Raw genomic sequence first — 22,362 nt, 5'->3', positions numbered from 1 at the left:
AGCGCCATCACGCCACCGATCAGGAAGAACGCGAACGACGTGACCAGATACAGCGTGCCGATCGTCTTGTGGTCCGTGGTCGTCAGCCACTTGATGCTCTTGAGGTCTCTCACACCCCGCCTGTGTCCGCGCCCCGGCCGCCGGTCACACTCGACACGCGCGACGAGAATCACGAAACCGGGTGTGACGATCGCCCGAGTGCCGGACATGAACGGAACATGAGCAACGACGAGATCTTCGCCGCTGCCTATCGCGAGCACTACTGGGCGGTCAGCCGCTACGTTGCCCGGCGACTGGACGGGCGGAACAGCGAGGTCGAGGAAGTGGTGGCGGAGGTCTTCACCGTCGCCTGGCGCCGCCGCGCCGACCTGCCAACGTCCCCGCTGCCCTGGTTGTACGGCGTGGCCCGCAACTGCCTGGCCAACGCGGTACGCGGCTACGGCCGCCGCCGTAGGCTCGTCGATCGGCTCGGCAACGACGAGAGCGCGCACGGGCGGCAGGTCGCGGCCGGTCCCGAGGCGGAGACGCCCGGCTCCTGGGTGCACGAGGCGCTCGCACGGTTGTCGCCGGCCGACCAGGAGGTGCTGCGGCTGACCGCCTGGGAGGAGCTGGGTGTGGAGGAGGTCGCCGTCGTCCTCGGGTGCGGGGAGCGGGCCGCGGCCATGCGGTTGCACCGGGCGCGGCGGAGATTGAGAGCGGAGATCGACCGGCTCGCGGTGCTGGGAGGGGCGGGGCGATGATCACGTGTTCCGCGGCGCCGTCGTGGCTGCTCGCCCAGCTCTCCACGCCCCTTCGGATCACCGTACTTACCCCATCCAAGGACCACCGGCATGACTGACGAACTCGAACTCCTGCGCAGCGCCAACCCGTTCACGGCCGACGGCCCCCTCTACGGCGACGGGCCGCTCGACCATCACCCAGAGCGCCGGCTCAACCAGTTGCTCCACGAACGTCGGACCGGGCGTCGCCGACTGCTCTGGAGCCTCATGGCCGGAGTCTCCGTCGTGACGGCCGTGTGCGCGCTGTTGCTGAGCGGACCGAGCAGCACTCCTGCCGTCGCGGCCCCCCGCCCACTCGTGGTGCAGGCCCACTCCACCCCCGTGTCCCTGAACCAGCTCGCCGCACTCGCGGCGGCGACCGCGGCCGACGGAACTCCCGTACTGCGCAAGGGAACTCACGTGCACTCCTGGAGCCTCGGCATGTCCGACGACAAGCCGCCGGTCACCTTCCCGGAGGAGAGGATCGTGCGGTGGAAGGCGGACGACACTCATACCGAACGGATCGTCGAGGACGGGCATGTCCTCAAGGACACGACGTATCCGCCGAGTTGGAGCGACGTCCCGCCGGAGTCGTCGCCGCCGCACGACGTCGCGGGACTCCGCTCGTACCTCCAGGAGACGGCGAACAGCAAGACGCCGCTGACCACCCCCGAACTCCTCGACGCCGTACAGGAGTTGCTGGACCACTGGACGCTCGGCGCGCGTGAGTCGGCGGCGTTGGCGCGACTGCTCGCGGGCGTGGACGGGCTGCGGCCCGTGGGGGAGGTGACCGACCGGCTCGGGCGGCACGGGGAGGCGTACGTGTATCAGCAGTCCGCGACCCGCCGGATGCTGATCATGGACCCCGCCACCGGCGCCGTCCTCGGGCTGGAGACCACCTTCACGAAGGACCAGCCCGAGTACGGCGTCAAGGCCGGGGACGTCATGGACTACAGCGCGTGGCTGCGCTGATCACACTCCGAGTTGCCGGACGGCGGCGTCCACCGTCTGTTCGAGGAGCGTGGCGATCGTCATCGGGCCGACGCCGCCCGGCACCGGCGTGATCAGCGAGGCGCGTTCGGCGGCGGACTCGAAGTCGACGTCGCCGACGTTGCCCGCGTTGTACCCCGCGTCGAGCACCACCGCGCCCGGCTTGATGTCCTCGCCGCGGATCAGCCGGGGCCGTCCCACGGCGGCGACCACGATGTCCGCCTCGCGGACCGCCGCCGACAGATCGCGGGTGCGGGAGTGGCAGTAGGTGACCGTCGCGTCCCGGGCCAGGAGCAGCATGCCGGCCGGCTTGCCGAGGATCGCGCTGCGGCCGACGACGACGGCCCGCTTGCCGGACGGGTCGACGTCGTACTCGTCGAGCAGCCGCATGATGCCGCCGGGCGTGCAGGACACGAAGCCCGGCAGCCCGAAGCTCATCGTCGCGAAGGACGCGAAGGTGACGCCGTCCACGTCCTTCTCCGCCGCGATCGACTCGAACGCGGCCCGCTCGTCGATGTGTTCACCCATCGGGTGCTGGAGCAGGATGCCGTGCACGGTCGGGTCGGCGGAGAGCGCGGTGAGGGTGGCGACCAGTTCGGCGGTGGTCGTGGCGGCGGGCAGTTCCACGTGCCGGGACTCGATACCGGCCTTGCGGCAACGGTTCTGCTTCATCCGTACGTAGGTGACGGAGGCCGGGTCCGCGCCGACCAGGACCGTCGCCAGACAGGGCGCCGTACCGGTGCGCTCCGTGAGGTCGGCGGCCCTCTTCGCGGTGTCCTCGACGATACGCCGGGCGAGCGCGGTGCCGTCCATGAGTCGTGCCTGAGACATGATCCACTCCTGAGCTGGTTGACCAATCGCCCAGGCGCACGGCATCGACTCCGCGTGGGCCGCTCCACGGTGGTGCTCCACCTCAGCGCCAGTCACGACCCACGAAGGCCTAACCGAGGGCTCCAGGGCCGTCAGGACCCGCTCTCCGAGGGCGGTGCCGTCGGGTCGACGCCGGCCAGGAAGCCGCGGGCCTGAGCCGCCAGCCGTACGGCTCCGATGGCTTCCGCCCAGCGGGCGACCTCCGTCGCGAGCGCCCTCGCCCCGGCCTCGTCGCCGGAGTCCCGGGCCAGTACGGACAGCAGCAGTAGCTGGGAGAGGGTGCCGGGGACCATGCCGGCGGCGGCGCCCAGCGTGGTCGCCCGGCGCCAGCGGTCCAGGGCGCGAGCGTGGTCACCGGCGTCGTGGTCGTGGTCGCCGAGATGGCGCAGGGCCTCGCGGGCGAGCAGGGGATCGTCGCCCGACTCGGCGGCGCGCAGCGCGGACGCGTAGTGCGGGGGTGCGCCCGGCAGGTCGGCGAAGTGGTTGTCCGTGATCAGGCCCAGGTACATCTCCGCCCAGCCCCGGCGCCCCTCGTCCGGCGCGCTGTCCCGCAGCGCCTCCGCCTCGCGGAGCAGGGACGCGAGGGCCTCCGGGGCCTTGCCGACGGGACCCAGCCGGAGCCGGCCGTCGACGACGAGGAGTCGGCGGTAGGTGTTCCGCAGCCGGGCGAAGTCCAGGTCCCAGTCCCCGTCCGGGAACTCCTTCGCGGCCGCTTCGATGCGCGCCCCCGCGGTGTCCGTACCGGCGAACCAGTCCTGTTCCAGGGCCACTTGGGCGGCGGCACGGGCGATCTGCGCACGGGATTCCGAGTCGTCCGTGCCGCACGAGTCCAGGAGGCGGGAGGCGCGCTCCCATCGCCCCGTCACGCTCAACTCCTGTGCTGCCGCCACGAGTTCTTCGACAGGGACGACCGTGTTCGCTGAGGATGTCATGACGGGGAAGGTAGTTACGCGAAAAACCATCCACAAGAAAACTACTGCGGGAGGAAACTGGTGGAGGACTCGGTCGACCGGCACGTGGCGCTCTGGGCGAAGGAACTGGCCTGGATGGACCCGGTGAAGGAGGCGATCTTCTTCCGGCTGGCGATCCTGGCCCGCCACGCCGGTCGGGCGCGACGGGACACGCTCGACTCCGACGGGCTCAAACAGTGGCAGTACAAGGTGCTCCTCGTGCTGCGCAGGCTCGGGCCGCCGTACGAGACGAGTCCCTCCCAGCTCGCCGAGCTGCTCGGGCTGACCCGTGGCGCGCTGTCCGCGCGGCTGGGGCCGATCGAGGACGCGGGGCTGATCGCACGGACCCATGAGACGGCGGACCGGCGGCGCGTGCGGGTGCGGCTCACCGACGCCGGGCACGCCGTGTTCGAGCAGCACATGGCGGCGGAGGAAGCGGGCGAGCTCGCACTGCTCGCAGCACTGAGCCCAGCAGAGCGGCGGACGCTCGCAGACCTGCTGCGGAAACTGGTGCTCGCCGTCGAGTCCCGGTAGCCGCCCCGGGTACCGTACTCGCCGAAAAGGTCCAGGTCAGACGGGTGTTGACCCGGACCCTCGGCACCAGCCTCGCTATCCGTCCCATGCCTGGATCATCGTCTGCCGGGTGATCTTGCCGTCGTTCAGCAGAAGCATCGACTCGGCGAGGACCCTGGCCCCGTCCGGGTACTGACACGACTCGCTGTAGGCGACCCGGTCCCCTTGAACGACGCACTCCTCCAGCTTGTGCGTCATGTCGCGGCTGTAGACATCGGCGAGCATGGCGCCGATCTCGTCCCGGCCGTGCAGGACTTTGGGGTTGCTGGGCTGGGTCTGGTGGTCGACGACGTGGATCTCGGCGTCGTCCGCGTAGAGCGACAGAAGTGTCGCCGCTGTGTGATCCTCAATGCCCCGGCGCAGGGCTTCGGTGTCGAAGCCGGGGCCTGCCGCGGTACCCATGGTGACCTCCTCGGAGGGCCGCGACCCGAACAGGAGCGAGCCGCGAAGCGCCTCTCCTACGAGACTCCTCCGCCGCGCCGGGCTCGGCAAACCGAACGGCGCGCTCCGCCTGACGGGTGAGCGGCGCCCGGCGCCCGTGTCCGCGCGAGGACCGGCCGCGTTGCTGAAAGCATGATCTCAACACGACGTATTGTCGCCGCCGTTGGTCTCGCCGTCGGGGTCACCGCCCTCGCCGCGCCGATGGCGAACGCCGCCGACGCCCCCGCCTTCAAGGACGGCAAGATCAACCCGGTCGCCCTGCTGGACTCGCTCGCGGTGAGTGAGATCCCCGCCGAGTACCAGGCGCGGGTCCCGCGGGTCGCGGACCAGATGAAGGCGCTGAACCGCCTGAACGACCTCCAGCAGCTCCAGCAGCTCCACCAGGTCACCGACCTCGTCGCGCCGGTCACGAATCTCGTCCCCGGCATCGAGTCCTGACCCGGCGCTCCACACAGACCTCGAGGGCCGTCCGGAAACGGGCGGCCCTCAGGCGTGCCCCGGGTCAGCCGGGCGTGGCCAGGAACTGCGTGGCCGCCAGCTCCGCGTAGAGCGGGTCGGCACTCACCAGCTCCCGGTGCGTCCCCACCGCGCGCACGCGGCCCGCGTCCATGACGACGATCCGGTCGGCCATCGTCACCGTGGACAGCCGGTGCGCGACGACCAGGACCGTCGTCGTGCGGGCCACATCGGCGACGGTGTCGCGCAGGGCCGCCTCGTTGACCGCGTCGAGCTGCGAGGTCGCCTCGTCCAGGAGCAGCAGTCGGGGGCGGCGCAGCAGGGCGCGGGCGATCGCGACACGCTGGCGCTCGCCCCCGGAGAGCCGGGTGCCGCGATGGCCGACCAGAGTGTCGACGCCCTTCGGCAGCCGGGCGACCAGGCCGTCGAGCCGCGTCGTCTTCAGGACCCGGGTGACGTCGTCGTCGTTCGCGTCCGGGTTGCCCAGCAGCAGGTTGTCGCGCAGGGAACCCGACAGGACCGGCGCGTCCTGCTCCACATAGCCGATGGCGGACCGCAGCCCGGACAGCTCCCAGTCGGCGAGGTCCCGGCCGTCGACGGTGATGGCGCCGGACTCGGGGTCGTAGAAGCGTTCGATGAGGGAGAACACGGTGGTCTTGCCCGCGCCGGACGGGCCGACGAACGCCGTCATGCCCTGGGCCGGTACCTCGAACGTCACGCCGTGGTGGGCGTAGGGCAGGTCGTCGCCGTAACGGAAGCGGACGTCGTCGAAGGCGAGGGACGCGGGCGCGGCGCCGGGGGAGGGCAACTGTGCTTGCGGGGACGGGGGTTCGGCGGGGAGGTGGAGCGCCTCCTGGATGCGGGAGAGGGCCGCGGCGCCCGTCTGGTACTGCGTGATCGCGCCGACGACCTGCTGGATCGGCTGCATCAGATAGAAGACGTAGAGCAGGAAGGCGACCAGGGTGCCGACGTCGATCGCGCCCGTCGCCACCCGTGCGCCGCCCACCGCGAGGACGGTGATGAACGCGATCTGCATCGACAGACCGGCCGTATTGCCCGCCGCCGCCGTCCACTTGGCGGCGCGCACGCTCTGCCGCCACGACTCCTCGGCGGCCGCGTGCAGGGTGCGCTCCTCACGGTCCTCGGCGCCGGACGCCTTCACCGTGCGCAGGGCGCCGAGGATCCGCTCCAGCGAGGCGCCCATCACGCCGACCGCGTCCTGCGCCTGCCGGCTGGCCCGGTTGATGCGCGGCACGATCACGCTGAGGACAGTGCCCGCGCCCGCGATCACCCCGAGGGTGACAGCCAGCAGCACGGGGTCGACCAGGCTCATCATGACGATCGTCGCCACGAGGATGAGCCCTTCGGTGCCGAAGCCGACGAGCGAGTCGGTGGTGACCTCGCGCAGCAGGGTGGTGTCCGAGGTGATCCGCGCCATCAGGTCGCCGGGCTCGCTGCGGTCCACGGCGGTGATCCGCAGCCGCAGCAGATACGACGACAGGGCGCGCCGCGCGCCGAGCACCACCGACTCGGCGGTGCGCCGCAGCACATACGAACCCAGCGCGCCCAACGCCGCGTTGGCGACCACCAGCGCCGACATCGCGAGCAGCGCCCCGGTGATGGTCCGGTGGTGCGACAGATCGTCGATGAGCCCGCGCGCCACCAGCGGCAGCAGCAGCCCGGTGCCCCCGGTGACCAGCGAGAGCAGCGCGCCCGCCAACAGGGCCCAGCGGTGCGGTCGTACGTAGTCGAGGAGCAGACGCCAGGCAGGCGGGCCGCTCCGAGTCCCTGCGTTGCTCACGGTGCTCCTTGGGAGGGAAGCGGTCGGAGCATTCAGGCTACGTCGGTCACCGGCCGCAGCATCCGCCAGTCCCGGGCCATCGACAGCGCACCCGCCGTGCCGGGACCGCAGGCCTCCAGCATGCCCAACAGGACGTCGCCGGGCCCGAGTTCGAGCCAGTCCGTGACACCGTCCGCGCACATCGTCTCGACGGCGTCCGCGAAACGGACCGGGTCGCGCAGCTCCCGTACCCAGAACTCCGGTGTCGCGGCCTCGGCACCCACTGGCTTCGCGGTCATGTCGGAGACGAGCGGGATGCTCGGGGCGCGCAGGTCCATCGGGAGCAGGGCGCGGCGGAAGTCGTCGAGCAGCGGGTCGAGTTGGGGGGAGTGGGGTGCCACGTCGACCCGGAGCACATGCGACCGGCGGCCCCGGGCGGTCCACTCGGCGTGGATCTCCGAGACCGCCCGTCGGTCACCCGAAACCACTACGGACCGGGGCCCGTTGACCGCCGCGATCACCACTCCGGGCAGCGGTCGCAGTTCCTCCTCCGACGCCTCCACCGCCGCCATGCCGCCCGCCCCGGACAGTGCGCCCATCAGCCGGGACAGCGTGCCCACGGCACGGCAGGCGTCCGCCAGCGAGAACACGCCCGCGACATGGGCGGCGGCCATACGCCCCGCCGAATACCCGAAGACGACGTCCGGACGGACTCCCCAAGTGCGCAACAGGCGGTACTGCGCGACCTGGAGCGCGAAGATCGCGGGGCCGGCATAGGCGATGCGGTCCAGGAGTCCCGCCGTGCGCGTCTCCCGCTCGGCGAACATCACGTCCTGGAGCGGGACGTCGAGGTACGGGTCCAGCAGTTCGCAGACCTCGTCGAGGGCGTCCGCGAACACCGGGAACAGCGCGTGGAGTTCGCGCCCCATGCCGGGCTGCTGCGAGCCGGCGCCGGAGAACAGGAACGCGGTCCGTCCGGCGGGCGGCCGGACCGGAGCAGTCGAACGAGCCGTCTCCGCAGGCCTGTCGACCAGCCGCGCCACCACCTCCGCCGCCGACGCGCACACCACGATCCGCTCCAGGTCCCCCGGCCGCAGGAAGCCCTCGGCCCGCGCATGCTCCAGGAAAGCAAGCAGCGGGTCGTAGAAGCCGAACGGGTCCAGGAGCAGCACCGGTTTGCGGTGGACCCGCAACTGCGCCCACGACAGCACCTCGAACAGCTCCTCCGCCGTGCCGAGCCCGCCGGGCAGCGCCACGAACGCGTCGCCGGCCGCCGCCATCCGCGCCTTGCGCTCGTGCATGTCGGCGACCACTTCGAGCGAGGTCAGTCCGGTGTGCGCGATCTCGTACGGCAGCATGCGGCGCGGTACGACCCCGGTCACCGGGCCGCCGGCGGCCAGGGCCGCGTCCGCGAGCGTGCCCATGAGGCCGATGCCGGCACCGCCGTAGACGAGATGCAGGCCGGACTCCGCGAGGGCGCGGCCGAGGTCGGCGGCCGTCCGGGAGTGACCGGGGTCGCGGCCGGGGGACGCCCCGCAGAAGACGGTCACCGAGGTCACGGCCACAGCCGGTACCCCCTGGTCAGGACGGAGTACGGGTCGAACCGGTCCTTGGCGCGAGCCAGTTGGGACCATGTGGGGCCGAAGTGGGCGCGCCAGTCGGCGGGTGTCATCGGCAGGGCGCCGCCCGGGTGCAGCACCCCGCCGACGGCCGTGGCCCGCTCGTACAGTGCGCGGTTGGCGGCCACCAACCGCCGTACGGCGTCGGGGTGTTCGGGTGGTGCCGTGCGCATCAGGGAGAGCAGGCAGAGGAGTTCGCCCGGCGGCCTGCGCAGCAGCGGGGTGCGCAGGGTGTGGCCCGCGAGCGGGCGGAGCTGGACCGTTCCGCAGGCGCGCAAGCCCTGTTGGGCCTCCTCGGCGAGCAGCGGCGGGACGAAAGAGACGGCGGCCTCCTCCGGCAGCAGTAGGGTCAGCCACGGGTGCGGGCGGTGCCACTCGCCGGTGGCGCGCAGCATCCGTTCGTCGCGGTCCATGCGGTGCAGATACTCGGCGTAGGAGAGGTCCTCGATCTCCTCCGTGTCCCGGTCGTGGTCCAGGTCGCCGATCAACAGTTCGTCCTCGTACGGCGGTTGGCCGCGGTGTGGGGCCACCGCCTCGATCATGTAGTCCCAGGTGCCGCCCAGTACCGGCCGGGCCTGGCCCGCGACCTGGCTGAAGCGGGCGTCCCGGGCCAGTCGCCGCTGGTCGGTGAAGTAGCCACCGGGGGAGTGGTGGTAGAGGCGGTAGCGGCGCACCCGGTCCGGCGCGGGCACCAGCCGCAGGGTGGCGCCGACGATCAGGGCGCACTGGCCGAGACCGGCGAGGACGGCGTAGAACAGGTCCGGTTGCCGCTCGGGCGAACACGTCAGCAGCTCGCCGGTGCCGGTGACGACCTCCACCTCCCGCACCCAGTCGGTGACCGCCCCGTAGCGGTGGCTGGCGGCCCCGAAGCCCCCGGTGCTCAGCACCCCGCCGACGCTGGAGCCGAGATGGTCGGGGAGCACCGGTGGCGCGAGCCCCTCGGCGAGTGCGGCGCGTACGACCTCGCGCCACGGGGCGCCCGCCCCGGCGACCAGCGTCCGGTCCTCGGGAACACAGCGCACCTCGTTCAGCGCGCCCATGTCGACGACATAGCCGCCGTCCGCCTGCCCCTGCCCGTACAGCGCCTGGCCGCCGCCGCGCGCCGACACCGGCAGTCCGTGCGGTCCGGCGAAGGCGACCAGGTCCCGGACCGCGTCGGCGGAACGCGCGGCCAGAACGCCGAGCGGACGGGACCCCACGATATGGCCGAAATCGTCCGCGGCACGTGCCAGATCCTCGGCGCGGACGCCCGGCGACTGAAGGAGATCCGAGGATCCTTTCATGCTGCACGCTCCAGCGGACCGAAGTCGATTCCGGGCCCCGTCGTCCATTCCCCGAATATCTCCGTGAACGCGCGATGCTGGAGAATGCCGTGCTCAGCATGGCGTTCGGCGATCAGGGCGGCCATCCGGTTCAGGATGTGTGCGGGGAGATCCTGCTTGTCGATGGTCTCCACATCGAGCGTGTATTTCGCACAGCATTCGAGAACGGCCTCGAACCCGTTGACCGAGGCGGCGAGCAGCCGATGACCGGGATCGCGCCAGAGCGCTGCCAACTCGTCCAACAGACTCCGGCCGGGCGTGGTCGGGGCGAGCATCTCGCGGGCCCGCCGGGTGAGCGCGGCGACGTACACGGCACGGTCGGGAAGGGGCAGCAGGCGGACCGTCAGCCGCCAGGGAAGGCCGGCACCGCGCGCGGCCAGCTCCCGCAGCAGCGAGATCGAGCCGCCCTCCACGATCACCGGCCGCGGACCAAGCCTCGTCACCAGCCCGACCAGGGCGTCGGTGGCCGCCGCCGCGGACAGATCGCCGTCGGCGAAGGTCCGGTCACCGAGCCAGTGCCGACGCACATCCGGCACCTCGGCGCCCGCCCGGGCGCTCGTCGTGGCCAGGTCGGTGAAGCACTGTAAGCGGTCGGCGACGACGATCGGGGCCCCGGCCGCCCGGGCCAGTTCGGTCGCCGCCGCGCTTTTCCCGACCCCGGTAGGTCCCGCGATCAGATGGACGAACGGACGTGCGGCGGGAAGCGTTTCCTTTTCGGCCATGACACGTGTCCCTTCCGGTACGCCTAGAGGGAAATACGAGCGTCAACCTACGCACGAGGGTTGTGATCACGAACCAGGTGTTCGCCTCGGCAGGGCAAAGACCTCGCCACTTTCCTGTGAGGTTGTTAAAAGTCCATGCCCCGGGCATGGAAGGCCCTTCGGTCGGGAAACCAGGGCGATATGAGAAAGCACCGCGAGGATCCTCGGGGATTCTTAACCAATTCTTGCTCCGTTTGAAGAAAGCACTTCACAGGAGGCAGTTCCATGGAATCCGACATGCTGCTCGCCGTCGCCGAGACCCGCCCCGAGCCGAAGGAGGACGGGCCCGAGGCCAGGGGCGCCGTCCTGGTCGGGTACGGCGCGGTGGAGGAGCTGACCAGGTTCGCCGCCACCCCGGGCTGGACCGTGCACGTCCCCGGGCATCCCGTGGAAGTCCGCCGCGCCATCCTCGGCGCCCTGCACAACGGCGGGCAGGCCTACATCCATGTCTCCGGCGAGTCCAACGCCGAGCCACGCGTCGTGAAGGGCGGCTTCGAGGTCGTTCGCGAAGGCCTCGGCGGCGTGGTGCTCGCGGTCGGCGCCACCCTGGACCCGATCCTGCGCGCCACGGCCGGGCTCGACCTCGCCGTCCTCTACGCGGCCACCGTCCGCCCCTTCGACGAGATCGGCCTGCGTACCGCCGTACTCGCCGCCGACCACGCGGACGTGATCCTGGTCGAGCCGGGCCTGCCCGGCACCTCGGCCCGGGAGGCCGCCGGGACCCTCGTCCACGTACCGCACCGGCTCCTGGCACTGGGCGGCGCGGAGGCACTGGACGAAGGGAACGTGGGGCGTGCGGTCCGCGCTTTCCTGAGGTGACGACCGGCGGGGCGGCGTGGACTCCGTCGTGCCCTTACCGATCAGTCACGCGTAGGGTCGTAGGCAGGGACAACGGCCGACGAAAGGGTTCAGGACCATGGCGCAGGAAGTACGCGGCGTGATCGCACCGGGCAAGAACGAACCGGTCCGGGTCGAGACGATCGTCGTGCCGGATCCCGGTCCCGGTGAGGCCGTGGTCAAGGTGCAGGCCTGCGGGGTCTGCCACACCGACCTGCACTACAAACAGGGCGGCATCAGCGACGACTTCCCCTTCCTGCTCGGCCATGAGGCCTCCGGCATCGTGGAGTCGGTCGGCGAGGGCGTCACCGACGTGGCCCCCGGCGACTTCGTGATCCTCAACTGGCGTGCGGTGTGCGGCAATTGCCGCGCCTGTCTGCGCGGCCGCCCCTGGTACTGCTTCAACACCCACAACGCCCAGCAGAAGATGACCCTCGCCTCGACCGGCCAGGAACTCTCCCCGGCTCTCGGTATCGGAGCCTTCGCCGACAAGACCCTCGTGGCCGCCGGCCAGTGCACCAAGGTCGACCCGGCCGTCTCCCCGGCGGTCGCCGGGCTGCTGGGATGCGGGGTGATGGCCGGTATCGGTGCGGCGATCAACACCGGCAACGTCGGGCGCGGTGACAGTGTCGCCGTCATCGGCTGTGGTGGGGTCGGTGACGCTGCGATCGCCGGGGCGCGGTTGGCGGGTGCGGCGCGGATCATCGCGGTGGACATCGACGACCGGAAGCTGGAGAAGGCCCGCTCGATGGGCGCCACGCACACCGTGAACTCGAAGGCTGCGGACCCCGTCGAGGCGATCCGCGAGCTGACGGGCGGTTTCGGTGCCGATGTGGTGATCGAGGCGGTCGGCCGCCCGGAGACGTACCAGCAGGCCTTCTACGCCCGCGACCTGGCGGGCACGGTCGTCCTCGTCGGCGTGCCCACCCCCGAGATGAAGCTCGAACTCCCGCTCCTGGACGTCTTCGGACGCGGCGGAGCCCTCAAGTCGAGTTGGTACGGCGACTGCCTGCCCTCCCGCGACTTCCCGATGCTCATCGACCTGCACCAGCAAGGGCGCCTGGATCTCGCCGCGTTCGTGACGGAGACGATCCAACTCGACGAGATCGAGAAGGCCTTCGAGCGGATGCACGACGGCGACGTGCTGCGTTCGGTGGTGGTGCTGTGATGACCGCGCGCATCGAACACCTCGTCACGTCAGGGCAGTTCACCCTCGACGGCGGCACCTGGGACGTCGACAACAACGTGTGGATCGTCGGCGACGACCGGGAGGTCGTGGTGATCGACGCCGCCCACGACGCCGACGCCATCCTGCGGGCGATCGGCGACCGGCGACTGACCGCGATCATCTGCACCCACGCCCACAACGACCACATCGACGCCGCGCCGGAGCTGGCCGACCGTACCGGCGCCACTATCTGGCTGCACCCCGCCGACCTACCGCTGTGGAAGCAGACCCACCCCGACCGCGACCCCGACGCCCATCTCGCCGACGGCCAGGTGATCGAGGCCGCGGGCGCCGACCTGAAGGTCCTGCACACGCCCGGCCACGCGCCCGGCGCCGTATGCCTGTACGACCCCGGGCTCGGCACGGTCTTCACCGGCGACACCCTCTTCCACGGCGGACCGGGCGCCACGGGACGGTCGTACTCCCACTTCCCGACCATCATCGATTCCATCCGCGACCGCCTGCTGACCCTGCCGCCCGAGACGTCAGTGCGCACGGGACACGGCGACTCGACGACCATCGGCGCGGAGGCCGGCCACCTGGAGGAGTGGATCGCGCGGGGGCACTGAACCCCGCCGGGCAAAACACGACAGAGGATGTCCGGCTTCTCCCGCACGATCGACAGGACACAGGTCGAACGAGCACGGGAGGTCGGACATGCCTGGCCCACTGGAAGGCAGGGTCGCGTTGGTCGCGGGGGCGACACGCGGCGCGGGACGCGGGATCGCGGTGGAACTGGGCGCGGCCGGAGCCACCGTCTACGTGACCGGTCGCACCACCCGTGCCCGGCGCTCCGAGTACGACCGGCCCGAGACCATCGAGGACACCGCCGACCTCGTCACCGCGGCCGGCGGTCAGGGCATCGCCGTCCCCACCGACCACCTGGAACCGTCGGCCGTACAGGACCTCGTCGACCGCATCGACGACGAACAGGGCTACCTCGACCTCCTCGTCAACGACATCTGGGGCGGCGAGCACCTCTTCGCCTGGGACACCCCCGTGTGGGAACACGACCTCGACAAGGGGCTCCGCCTCCTCAGACTGGCGGTGGAGACACACGCGATCACCAGCCACCACGCCCTGCCTCTACTCCTGCGCCGCCCCGGCGGTCTGGTCGTCGAAATGACCGACGGGACCGCCGAGTACAACCGCGACACCTATCGCGTCTCCTTCTTCTACGACCTCGCCAAGTCCTCCGTCCTGCGCATGGCCTTCGCCCTCGGCCACGAACTCGGCCCACGCGGCGCCACCGCCGTGGCGCTGACCCCGGGCTGGCTGCGCTCGGAGATCATGCTCGACCAGTTCGGGGTACGCGAGGACAACTGGCGCGACGCCCTGGACCGCGTACCCCACTTCGCCATCTCGGAGACCCCGCGCTACGTCGGCCGCGCCGTCACCGCCCTCGCGATCGACCCCCAAGTGGCGCGCTGGAACGGGCAGTCACTGTCGAGCGGCGGACTTGCCCCGGTGTACGGCTTCACGGACCTCGACGGCAGCCGCCCGGACGCGTGGCGGTATCTGGTGGAGGTGCAGGACGTGGGGAGACCGGCGGACGTCACTGGCTATCGGTGAGGTGGGGGATCAGACTTCAGTCACCGGCCAGCGTGCCGAGTGACCGGGCGGCAGCGCCAGATCGTCCCGTACGGCCACGTAGTAGCCCTCTCGACCGGCGCGCTGCCGCTCCAGCAACTCCTGCCAGGCGGCCGGGTCTTGGGTCCCGGCGCGCATGAACCGCTCCATCTCCATCACCGCGCCGACCCAGGCCCGGGCCTTCTCCACCACCTCCGGGCTGCCCAGCAGGATCAGCGCCTCCCCGGACGGATCGCGCTCCACGGTCGCCTCGGCCAGCAGGGGTTCGGCCTCCGCCGGGGTCAGCGGGTGCGGATGCGGGTCGTTGCCCAGGTGGGACTCGACCCGGTACGTCAGAGTCACCGACTTCTTCAGCGTCCGCGCGTACTCGGCGTACACGGCGAGCCGCCGCTCCTCCCAACGGGCCTCCCGCTCCCGCTGGAACCTCACCCGCTCACCTCGCACGATCGCCATGTACGAGCCGAGCGCACCGATCACGACACCGATCAGCGCGGGAAGTTGCTGTATGAACGCGTGCATGTCCGCACGGTATCTGCCGAGTTGATCGTTCCGGCAGTACGGTCGGGCCCATGACCGACACAAAGCGCTTCGAGGGGTACGGAGTTCTCGTCACCGGCGCGGCCCGCGGCATCGGTGCCGCCGTCTCCCGGCGGCTCGGCGAGGAGGGCGCGCGGGTCCTGGTGACCGACGTCGATCTCCCCGAGGCGGAGAGGACGGCAGCGGCGCTGCGTGAACTCGGGCTGGCGGCCGAGGCGTTCGGCTGTGACGTGGGGGACCGGGAGTCGGTGGAACGGGCCGTCGCCCGGGCCGTCGACTCCTTCGGGGCGCTCGACGTCCTCGTCAACAGCGCCGCCCACTGCACCCCCGACCTCCCGCTCTTCGAGGACGAGCCCGACGACGAGTGGGGGCGCGACCTCGACATCACGCTGACGGGAACGTACCGCTGCTGCCGTGCCGCACTCCCGCACCTGGTCACCTCCGGACGCGGAGCCATCGTCAGCATCGGTTCCGTCAACGGCGCCCAGGACTTCGGCAACCACGCCTACAGCGCCGCCAAGGCCGGACTCATCTCCCTGACCCGCACCCTCGCCGGACACGCCGCCGGGCGGGGCGTGCGCGTCAACCTGGTGGTGCCGGGCACGGTCCGCACCTCCGCGTGGGAGGGCCGGGACGACGAGTTGGACGCGCTGAGCGGACTGTATCCGCTCGGCCGGGTCGGCGAGCCAGAGGACATCGCCGCGGCCGTCGCCTTCCTCGCCTCGCGCGACGCGTCGTGGATCACCGGCACGACTCTTACCGTCGACGGAGGAGTTACGGCGGTCAACACCGGGTTCCGCTGGGCGCGTTCGACACCGGAGAACGTTGTCCAGTCGGACCTGTAGGGGTATGCGGTGGGGAGCTTCACCGAGGGGGGCCAGGCATGTCAGAGGGATTGGCCCAGTGGGGCCCAGAGCTTTTCCTGACGCGGGAACGGGAGCGGCGTCGCGGCCCGGCACCGCAGAACGATGTGGGAGACGTGGGAAGGGGCTTCCTTCAAGGGGGGTTCGAGCCCTGCCTGTTGGCCCTTCTACGGCTGACTGTGGGCCGCGAACGGGACGCCCGTCTCGCCAGTGGGTGGTTGCCGACAGCGCTCGCTCGCACCGGCCACCTCGCCCGCGCGGCCGAGTCCGCGTACACGATCGATGACGAGTTCAAGCAGGGTACGGAGCTGCTGGAACTGGTGAAGGCCGCGGCGAGCGCGGGAGACCTGTGCGGCGCTCAGGCGCTGGCCGAGTCGATTCCCCTACGGCAACTGCGCGACCAGGCACTGGTCGCCCTCGTGCCGGCGTGGGCCCGTGCCGGTGAGCGGGACAAGGCTGTCGCGCTGGCGGATCGGGTCCGCTACCCGCACAACTGGGGGTGGGCCTGGGCCCTGTTGGCGAAGGAGGTGGCGGACAGCGGCGATATCGACGAGGCGCTCAGGTTCGCCGCTCGCGCCGAGGACGAGGTGAGTTCCTACCCCGTCGAGGGGACGGAACAGGTGCTCGCCCTTCTCGTGGAGGTGGCTGTCACCACCGGCGACCACGACCGGGCCGCCGCGCTCGCCGACCGCTTGGCGGACTTCACACGATCGCGTGGCGCGACTGGGTGGTCCCAACCTCGGCCCCTGGCAAGGGTGTTGGCCCGCGAAGTGCTTGCGGGAGACTTCGACAGGCTCGATGCGCTCCTGCGTCCTGCACCGAGATCCGGGGGCATGGCCCTGGAAGGAGATCCGGGCGGAGACCTGGAGGGAGACCCGGAAGAAGACCCGGACGAGGTCGCCGCTCGCCCGTTCTTTCCCAGATCCCCGCTCGATGCCTGGGACATGGCATGCGTGTTGGACGCGGTCGCCGAAACCGCCCACCAGGACCTGGCCCTGGTCCCGGCCTTGGCCGACCGCGCCGAGGCTCTCCTGGAGACCGGCATCAGCCGTGATCACGACATTCTGCTGAGATCCGTGACCCTCCTGCTGGCCCGGCATGGGCAGGTAGACCGAGCCATGGCCCTCGCCGACCGGCTGGACCCTGATCTGTCCGTGGCACGGCACGCGGAGATCGTCGGGGAGCTGGCCCGCTCCGGTGATACGGGCCGCGCCGAGACTCTCGCCCACGCGATCACCGACTGGCGGGCGCAGGCCAGAGCGCTGATCGAAGTGGTCGGGGAACTGGCCCGGCGAGGTGAGACCGGCCAGGCCGAGGCCCTCGTCCACTCGATCAACGACCCCTGGGCCCAGGGCGAGGCACTCGTCGCGGTCGCCCGGGAGACAGCCTGGCACGGCGAACCCGGCCGGGCCGAGACACTCACCCGCTCCATCGTCTACCGCGCGACACGGGCCCGCGCACTGGCCGCACTCGTGGAGCAGTCCGAGCAGGCAGTGCTGTCAGGGCAGTCCCACGCCCGCAGACTCGCCGCGCAGGCCGTGGTTCTCGACGGCTGGGCCCCTGTTCTGCCGGCCCTGGAGCGGATCGCGCCCCGTTCGGTGGCAGTGGTCGCCGACCTGATGGTGAGCGGGTCCGTGGCGGGGGACGACGTCCTGCCGAACCGTACGTCACCTCGTCCGCCCCGCCCCTGACTGTCAGTGCCGACTGCGAGACTCGTTCCATGATTCCGAAGCTGCCCTTGCAGAGCCCTCGTTGGCGTGATCTCGACGGTGTGAAGGCCGAGGAGGTGAAGACGCTCCTGGAGCAGATGGGCTCCGCCGCTGGTGCGGGAAGCGGCGACGAATGGAAGCAGGCCTGGACGTACCTTGCCGGTGGCCTGATGGACGACGGAGTCGTCTCCGACGGCGCCTATGCGGCCCTGCCGCATCTTGTCGAGGCGGCTGCGGCCCTGCCTCCGGGGCAGAGCGTGGACTTCTGGGTGGACCTGGGATTCATCGTGACCGCCGACTACAGACCCCCCGTCCCGGCCGACCTGGAGGCCGGGTTCGACGCCGCACTGCGGCTGGCCGAGCAGGCGGCCACCCGAAGCCTCCTTGCCGCCCATGTGCCTCCACAGATCTGCCTCCAACTCGCGCTCTCCTGCGTGGCCTTGGCCGGCCACCACACGGGCGCGGCGTTGGGGCGATGCGTCGATCTCCAGGGGAGCGGCCTCCTGCTGGTGTGCCCTGAGTGCGAGAGCGACACCGAGATCCCCGAGTTCTTCGCGGACCCGGTGGGTACGCCCTCCGGGGCTCCGGGGCTGCCTGATCCCGCCCCTGTCCGGGACGGGGAGCATCCCTGGGACGAGGTCGCCGCGGCATTGCAGGAGGAGGCACTGGGGGAGGGCTGGGAGCCCTTCCTGCGGGTGGCACGCGAAGTCGCGGTGGCCGGGGTACCGCCCGAAACACCGGGGGAGGCTGTCCTGTGTCTGGTCGCCGGCATGGTCGCGGTCAGGAGCACCCCGCAAGAGGCCGCCAAGGAATGGGCCGGCCAACTGACGTCGCTCACCGGGGACTTCCGCTGCTGGGACTGCGAACAGACGTGGACGATCGCCGACGGCCTCGCGGAGAACCCGGACGGTACGCAACCCCGGCACCGACCGGCGGAGGCGCGGACGGACTCCGACGAGCCGGCCGCCACGCCGGAGTCGGCCGCGATCGTACCCACAGGTGAAGCGGCGACCCGGTTCCGGCAGGACGGGAACGCGGTACTCGCGGCCGACGGCACGCCCTGGGGCCGTATACGGGTGTTCGCCGATTCCGCGCCTGGTTCGTCCGGGGGTGTCAACTCACTGGCGGTGGTGTCCCGTTCGGGTCGGTCGACGCTCGTGGCCGGTGCCGGGGACAGCGGTGTGGTGTGCCTGTGGGACGTGGCCGACGGGCGACTCGTCCATGACCCGCTGCCAGGACATCCCGACCGTGTCCGCTCGATGACCGCCCTGCCTCTGGCTGACGGCCGCGTCCTGCTGGCGAGCGGGGGCGACACCGGGACGATCGCCGTGTGGGCCCCCATCACCGGGCAGCCGGTGCGCGAACCGGCCGGAGACTGGCCCGGTGGGGTGACCGGAATGTGCACCGCGACCGTCCCGGACGGCCGCACCCTGCTCGTCACCGCCACGCCCCGGGGCGCAGTCCGGCTGTGGGATCCGGAGACCGGCGAGTGCGTCGGGCGCCTCAACCCCTACGGCAGTCCGATCCAGTCGATCGCCGCCGTCCCGATCTCCGACAGCCACACGCTGATCGCGGCCTCGGACACCTCGGGCCGCCTTCATATGTGGGATCCGGCCGTCGACGACCCCTGGGAACGAGGCGCGGCCGTGCAGTTGAACGCAGGTGCGCTCACCGATGCCGACCATCGTGTGGCCGCTGTGGCGGCTGTGCCCACAGCCGACCGAACCCTGCTGGCCACGGCCGACAACCAGGGCGTGGTCATGCTGTGGGACCCCGCCACCGGTGCACCGATCGGCGACGGTCTGCCCTTCTCCACCGGCACCGCCGGCCTGCCGGTCATCACCGCCACCACCCCGGACGGCGGCCGCACGGTCCTGGTCGTCGGCACCCGACACGGTCACCGACTGCGGATATGGGAACCGGATACCGGCGCGGTGCGGCACATCGCCCTGGATGTGGCGCCCACCTGTCTCGCCGCCGCGGGTCTGGACCTGATCGTCGGACACGACCGTGGAGTCCTCACTCTCCCGCTCACGCGCCACGCTGCCGAGGTGCGGCCAACGGGCCCTGGGATCAGGTGAATTCGTGGTTGCGCCACTCAAACACGACATGTCAGGGTTCCGTGCATTGTCGGCTTCCGCGGTGGGGCCGCTCGGTGCTGTGAGGGGAGGGGGAATCCATGACTGCTGTCGACGTAGATGACAGAACGCTCTGGAGGGTGCCCGGCGGAGGCGAGCTCTACCAGACGCCCGCGATGGCCGACGGCGCCGTCTATGTCATCAACGACTCCTTCGATCTGGTGGCGATCGACGCGGACACCGGGCAGCGCCGCTGGGCACGGGAACACGACTGCTGGATCAATTCGTCGCCGGTGGCCGACACCGGCGTCGTGTACGTCGCCGACAGCGTCGGCTATCTGACGGCGGTGGATGCCGCGACCGGCGACGTGCGGTGGAAGTGGAGATCGCGCAAGTCGAGGATGTCGAGGCCGACGGCGGCCGACGGCATCGTGTACGCAGCGCACCGCGGCAGGATGTGGGCGATGGACGGGCTCACCGGCCGGCCGGTGTGGAACGTCAAGGTGGAGGACGACCGCACCTTCCGCAACCCACCGCCGACAGTGGCCCACGGTGTGCTCTACGCGGCCGAGCTCGGCCATCTGCTGGCCCTGGACACGGCCACCGGAGACAGGCGATGGAACGTCTTCCCCCACGGGGGCTTCAGTTTCGGATACACGCCCACGGCGGCCGGCGGAGGCGTGTACGTGGGCAATCACTCCGGCCTGGTCGCGCTGGACGCGGCGACGGGCGCGGAACGCTGGCGCCTGCCCTACGGACACGGGGTGTGGGCGAGCCCCGCGGTGGCCGAGGGCATCGTCGTCGTCGGTGTCTACGGCTGCTACCTGGTCGCGGTGGACGCCGAGACCGGTCGCGAGAGATGGCGGCTGAAGACCCGCGGCGAGATCCACGAGACGCCGGCGATCGCCGACGGCACCGTGTACGCGGGCAGCCACGACGGACGCCTGTGGGCGGTGGACGCGGCCACCGGTGAGCCACGGTGGAAGGTCAGGACCACCGAGCCGGTGCACTCCACGCCGCTGGTGAGCAACGGCACTGTGTACGTCGACAGCCTCGACGAGCATCTCTACGCCGTGCGGGCCCACCGGCCCGGTGAAGCGCCCGCCGAGGACCACCGCGCCGCATCCGCCCAGCCGGTACGGGCGAGCGCCGATCGGGGTTCCGTTCCGGTCGCGGGCACCGTGCGCTGGCGAGTGGAGGCCCCGGGGGCGGACCACTTCACGGCGGTCGTCGCCGACGGCGTCGTATACCAGGCCACGTACCTCGGACTGCTGGCGCTGGACGCCGCCACCGGCCAGGAACGGTGGCGACTGAAGTCCGCCTACCAGGGCAACTCGCCACCGGCGGTCGTCGACGGAATCGTCTACGTCGGCGGCAGCGGCGGGCAGTTGTGGGCCATGGAGGCGGCAACCGGCCGCAGGCTGTGGAAGCGCGCGACCAGATACGCGCGAGACACACGACCGGCGGTGGCCGACGGCACGGTCTACGCGGCCGGAAGCGACGGATGCCTCCGGGCCGTGGACGCGGCCACCGGCCGGATGCAGTGGAAGCAGCGGCTCAGGCCGCGCCGCCCGCGCACCCGAGGGGGGTTCAGCTCCCCCGCGGTGGCCGACGGCCGGGTCTACGTCTCCTTCCCGCGCGAGTCCCTGTGGGCGGTGGACGCCACCACGGGAAGCACGCTCTGGGAGGTGAGGACCCGCTCCTCCGCGTACACCTCACCGGTGGTCGTCGACGGCACCCTCTACGCGGCCGATGACCACGGCCTGCTCGCCATGGACCCCGTCAGCGGTGAACAGCGGTGGCAGTGCCCCCTCGACAAAACGACCTGGTGCACGCCCACGGTCGCCGACGGGACCGTGTACATGGGCACCAACGGCTGGTACCTGTACGCCGTGGACGCGGCCACGGGCGAGGAACGCTGGAGGCGGGAGACCGGAGCCGCGTACGACTCGTCGGCGGCTGTGGCGGACGGGACCGTGTACATCGGCAGCGAGGACATGTCGCTCTGGGCGGTGGACGCCGCCACGGGCGAGGAACGCTGGCGTCTGGAAACAGGTGGGGAGGAGCATTCGACACCCGTGGTGGCGGACGGGACCGTGTATGTCGGCAGCGACGAGGAGGACGGCGAGAGCGATTTCCTGTACGCGATATACACCTGACCACCGTGCGCCCTTGCCGCGCGGGGAAAGAAATGTCACCGTTCCGTCGCGGTCCGGCCCTGGCCACAACCCTGTCGCCCGGGCACCGGTCTAGTTGGCAGAGATCGCAGTTCCGGCTAAGGGGGAGGGTCCGACATGGGGGACATACGCAGACGAGGTGCTTTGGTGCTCGGCGTCACCGGGCTGGTGGCACCGCTCACACTCGCGCTGGGCAGCACACCGGCGCAGGCGGCGAGCTGTACGACGCAGGCGGGGCCGTACCAGAAGCAGGTCGAGAAGTTCCTCGGCCGGCCGGTCGACGGGAAGCAGTCCGCCGCCGACTGCAAGGCCATCCGGGCCTTCCAGACCAAGCACGGCATCACGCCGAACATCGGCTACGCCGGGTCCGTCACCTGGGGCGTGATGGACCTCATGAACAAGCAGAAGGCCGTGGGCAACAAGCCCAACGCGGCCGGCAAGTGCCCGACCAACAAGGGCCGTATCGCCTGCGTGAACCTCACGCTCCAGATCAGCTGGATCCAGGACGGCAGCCGGCTCGTCTACGGCCCGGTCCCGGTGCGCACCGGGCGCAACGGCTACGAGACCCGCACCGGGCTGAAGAAGATCTACTGGCGGGACATCGACCACGTCTCGAACATCTACAACGTGCCGATGCCCTACAGCCAGTTCTTCGACGGCGGCCAGGCCTTCCACTCGGTCAACCTCAGCATGTGGAACCCGCCGGGCTCGCACGGCTGCGTCAACATGACGCCGGCCACCGCCAAGAAGTACTGGTCGCTGCTGAAGAACGGCGACGACGTCTTCGTCTACGGCCGCAAGCCGGGTACCTGACAGACAGTCA

General features: G+C 71.0%; 21 protein-coding genes, 1 pseudogene and 1 riboswitch. Of the genes and pseudogenes, 13 read left to right on the top strand and 9 right to left on the bottom strand.

All coding sequences use genetic code 11. From position 1 onward, the window contains the following. Nucleotides 1-209 (bottom strand): annotated as a pseudogene (locus ABZT04_RS08855) (cytochrome ubiquinol oxidase subunit I); the annotation flags it as partial. Between the two features lie 9 nt (nt 210-218). Between ABZT04_RS08855 and ABZT04_RS08850 the strand changes: the two are divergent. Next, nucleotides 219-740: a sigma-70 family RNA polymerase sigma factor gene (locus tag ABZT04_RS08850; protein ID WP_356054565.1), complete on the top strand. Its 522-nt coding sequence runs from the start codon at nt 219-221 to the stop codon at nt 738-740. Between the two features lie 90 nt (nt 741-830). Next, nucleotides 831-1,730 carry a CU044_5270 family protein gene (locus ABZT04_RS08845; protein ID WP_356054563.1) on the top strand — a complete coding sequence of 300 codons (900 nt, stop codon included), beginning with the start codon at nt 831-833 and terminating at the stop codon, nt 1,728-1,730. On the opposite strand, the gene ABZT04_RS08840 is transcribed toward ABZT04_RS08845, so the two are convergent. Both ABZT04_RS08840 and ABZT04_RS08835 read right to left on the bottom strand, forming a co-directional pair. After that, entirely contained in the window at nt 1,731-2,579 is an 849-nt protein-coding gene (locus tag ABZT04_RS08840) for a bifunctional 5,10-methylenetetrahydrofolate dehydrogenase/5,10-methenyltetrahydrofolate cyclohydrolase (protein ID WP_356054561.1), read from the bottom strand. Between the two features lie 21 nt (nt 2,580-2,600). Then, nucleotides 2,601-2,685, bottom strand: a riboswitch (ZMP/ZTP riboswitch). A gap of 25 nt (nt 2,686-2,710) precedes the next feature. Further along, nucleotides 2,711-3,550: a hypothetical protein gene (locus ABZT04_RS08835; RefSeq protein ID WP_356054559.1), complete on the bottom strand. Its 840-nt coding sequence runs from the start codon at nt 3,548-3,550 to the stop codon at nt 2,711-2,713. Between the two features lie 60 nt (nt 3,551-3,610). Here ABZT04_RS08835 and ABZT04_RS08830 point away from each other — a divergent pair, with 60 nt between their 5' ends. Beyond that, nucleotides 3,611-4,102 (top strand): MarR family transcriptional regulator, encoded by a 492-nt coding sequence (locus ABZT04_RS08830; protein ID WP_356054557.1) that lies wholly within the window; start codon nt 3,611-3,613, stop codon nt 4,100-4,102. 75 nt (nt 4,103-4,177) lie between these two features. Here ABZT04_RS08830 and ABZT04_RS08825 read toward each other — a convergent pair whose 3' ends face one another. Then, nucleotides 4,178-4,543, bottom strand: a complete 366-nt coding sequence (locus ABZT04_RS08825; protein WP_356054555.1) for a nuclear transport factor 2 family protein — start codon at nt 4,541-4,543, stop codon at nt 4,178-4,180. A gap of 171 nt (nt 4,544-4,714) precedes the next feature. Here ABZT04_RS08825 and ABZT04_RS08820 point away from each other — a divergent pair, with 171 nt between their 5' ends. Further along, nucleotides 4,715-5,020 (top strand): hypothetical protein, encoded by a 306-nt coding sequence (locus ABZT04_RS08820; RefSeq protein ID WP_356054553.1) that lies wholly within the window; start codon nt 4,715-4,717, stop codon nt 5,018-5,020. Nucleotides 5,021-5,084: 64 nt separating this feature from the next. On the opposite strand, the gene ABZT04_RS08815 is transcribed toward ABZT04_RS08820, so the two are convergent. Genes ABZT04_RS08815 through ABZT04_RS08800 form a run of 4 tightly spaced genes read right to left on the bottom strand, consistent with a single transcriptional unit; the run spans nt 5,085 to nt 10,481 of the window. Continuing rightward, entirely contained in the window at nt 5,085-6,839 is a 1,755-nt protein-coding gene (locus ABZT04_RS08815; protein WP_356054551.1) for an ABC transporter ATP-binding protein, read from the bottom strand. 32 nt (nt 6,840-6,871) lie between these two features. Next, nucleotides 6,872-8,383, bottom strand: coding sequence for a TIGR00730 family Rossman fold protein (locus ABZT04_RS08810; RefSeq protein WP_356054547.1), 1,512 nt, complete (start codon nt 8,381-8,383; stop codon nt 6,872-6,874). Further along, nucleotides 8,374-9,720, bottom strand: coding sequence for an FAD-binding protein (locus ABZT04_RS08805; RefSeq protein ID WP_356054544.1), 1,347 nt, complete (start codon nt 9,718-9,720; stop codon nt 8,374-8,376). Before ABZT04_RS08805 ends, ABZT04_RS08810 begins: the two co-directional genes overlap by 10 nt. Beyond that, nucleotides 9,717-10,481, bottom strand: a complete 765-nt coding sequence (locus ABZT04_RS08800; protein ID WP_356054542.1) for an isopentenyl transferase family protein — start codon at nt 10,479-10,481, stop codon at nt 9,717-9,719. Before ABZT04_RS08800 ends, ABZT04_RS08805 begins: the two co-directional genes overlap by 4 nt. A 264-nt stretch (nt 10,482-10,745) precedes the next feature. On the opposite strand from ABZT04_RS08800, the gene ABZT04_RS08795 reads away from it, so the two are divergent. From ABZT04_RS08795 to ABZT04_RS08780, 4 genes are all read left to right on the top strand, one after another. Then, complete coding sequence (locus ABZT04_RS08795) at nt 10,746-11,339, top strand: transketolase (RefSeq protein ID WP_356054540.1); 594 nt, start codon at nt 10,746-10,748, stop codon at nt 11,337-11,339. Nucleotides 11,340-11,436: 97 nt separating this feature from the next. Next, nucleotides 11,437-12,525 (top strand): S-(hydroxymethyl)mycothiol dehydrogenase, encoded by a 1,089-nt coding sequence (locus ABZT04_RS08790; RefSeq protein ID WP_356054538.1) that lies wholly within the window; start codon nt 11,437-11,439, stop codon nt 12,523-12,525. Continuing rightward, nucleotides 12,525-13,154, top strand: coding sequence for an MBL fold metallo-hydrolase (locus tag ABZT04_RS08785; RefSeq protein WP_356054536.1), 630 nt, complete (start codon nt 12,525-12,527; stop codon nt 13,152-13,154). Before ABZT04_RS08790 ends, ABZT04_RS08785 begins: the two co-directional genes overlap by 1 nt. A gap of 88 nt (nt 13,155-13,242) precedes the next feature. Continuing rightward, nucleotides 13,243-14,157, top strand: a complete 915-nt coding sequence (locus tag ABZT04_RS08780) for an SDR family oxidoreductase (protein WP_356054534.1) — start codon at nt 13,243-13,245, stop codon at nt 14,155-14,157. A gap of 9 nt (nt 14,158-14,166) precedes the next feature. On the opposite strand, the gene ABZT04_RS08775 is transcribed toward ABZT04_RS08780, so the two are convergent. Continuing rightward, complete coding sequence (locus tag ABZT04_RS08775; RefSeq protein WP_356054532.1) at nt 14,167-14,694, bottom strand: hypothetical protein; 528 nt, start codon at nt 14,692-14,694, stop codon at nt 14,167-14,169. Between the two features lie 50 nt (nt 14,695-14,744). On the opposite strand from ABZT04_RS08775, the gene ABZT04_RS08770 reads away from it, so the two are divergent. From ABZT04_RS08770 to ABZT04_RS08750, 5 genes are all read left to right on the top strand, one after another. Next, the gene (locus ABZT04_RS08770; RefSeq protein WP_356054530.1) at nt 14,745-15,557 is read left to right on the top strand and encodes an SDR family NAD(P)-dependent oxidoreductase; all 813 of its coding nucleotides are present in this window, start codon (nt 14,745-14,747) and stop codon (nt 15,555-15,557) included. Between the two features lie 236 nt (nt 15,558-15,793). After that, a complete protein-coding gene (locus ABZT04_RS08765; protein WP_356054528.1) occupies nt 15,794-17,266 on the top strand; it encodes a hypothetical protein in 1,473 nt (490 codons plus the stop codon). Nucleotides 17,267-17,295: 29 nt separating this feature from the next. Further along, a complete protein-coding gene (locus ABZT04_RS08760; protein WP_356054526.1) occupies nt 17,296-19,365 on the top strand; it encodes a hypothetical protein in 2,070 nt (689 codons plus the stop codon). Between the two features lie 98 nt (nt 19,366-19,463). Beyond that, nucleotides 19,464-21,521: a PQQ-binding-like beta-propeller repeat protein gene (locus ABZT04_RS08755; protein ID WP_356054524.1), complete on the top strand. Its 2,058-nt coding sequence runs from the start codon at nt 19,464-19,466 to the stop codon at nt 21,519-21,521. A gap of 135 nt (nt 21,522-21,656) precedes the next feature. After that, on the top strand, nt 21,657-22,352 hold the full coding sequence (locus ABZT04_RS08750) for a L,D-transpeptidase (protein WP_356054522.1): 696 nt from the start codon (nt 21,657-21,659) through the stop codon (nt 22,350-22,352). The last annotated feature ends 10 nt before the right edge of the window (nt 22,353-22,362 follow it).

The organism is Streptomyces sp. NPDC005492, from assembly GCF_040605995.1.
Lineage (GTDB): Bacteria > Actinomycetota > Actinomycetes > Streptomycetales > Streptomycetaceae > Streptomyces.
Note: the sequence above shows the minus strand (reverse complement) of the source record. Positions and strands in the feature narration are given on the sequence as shown.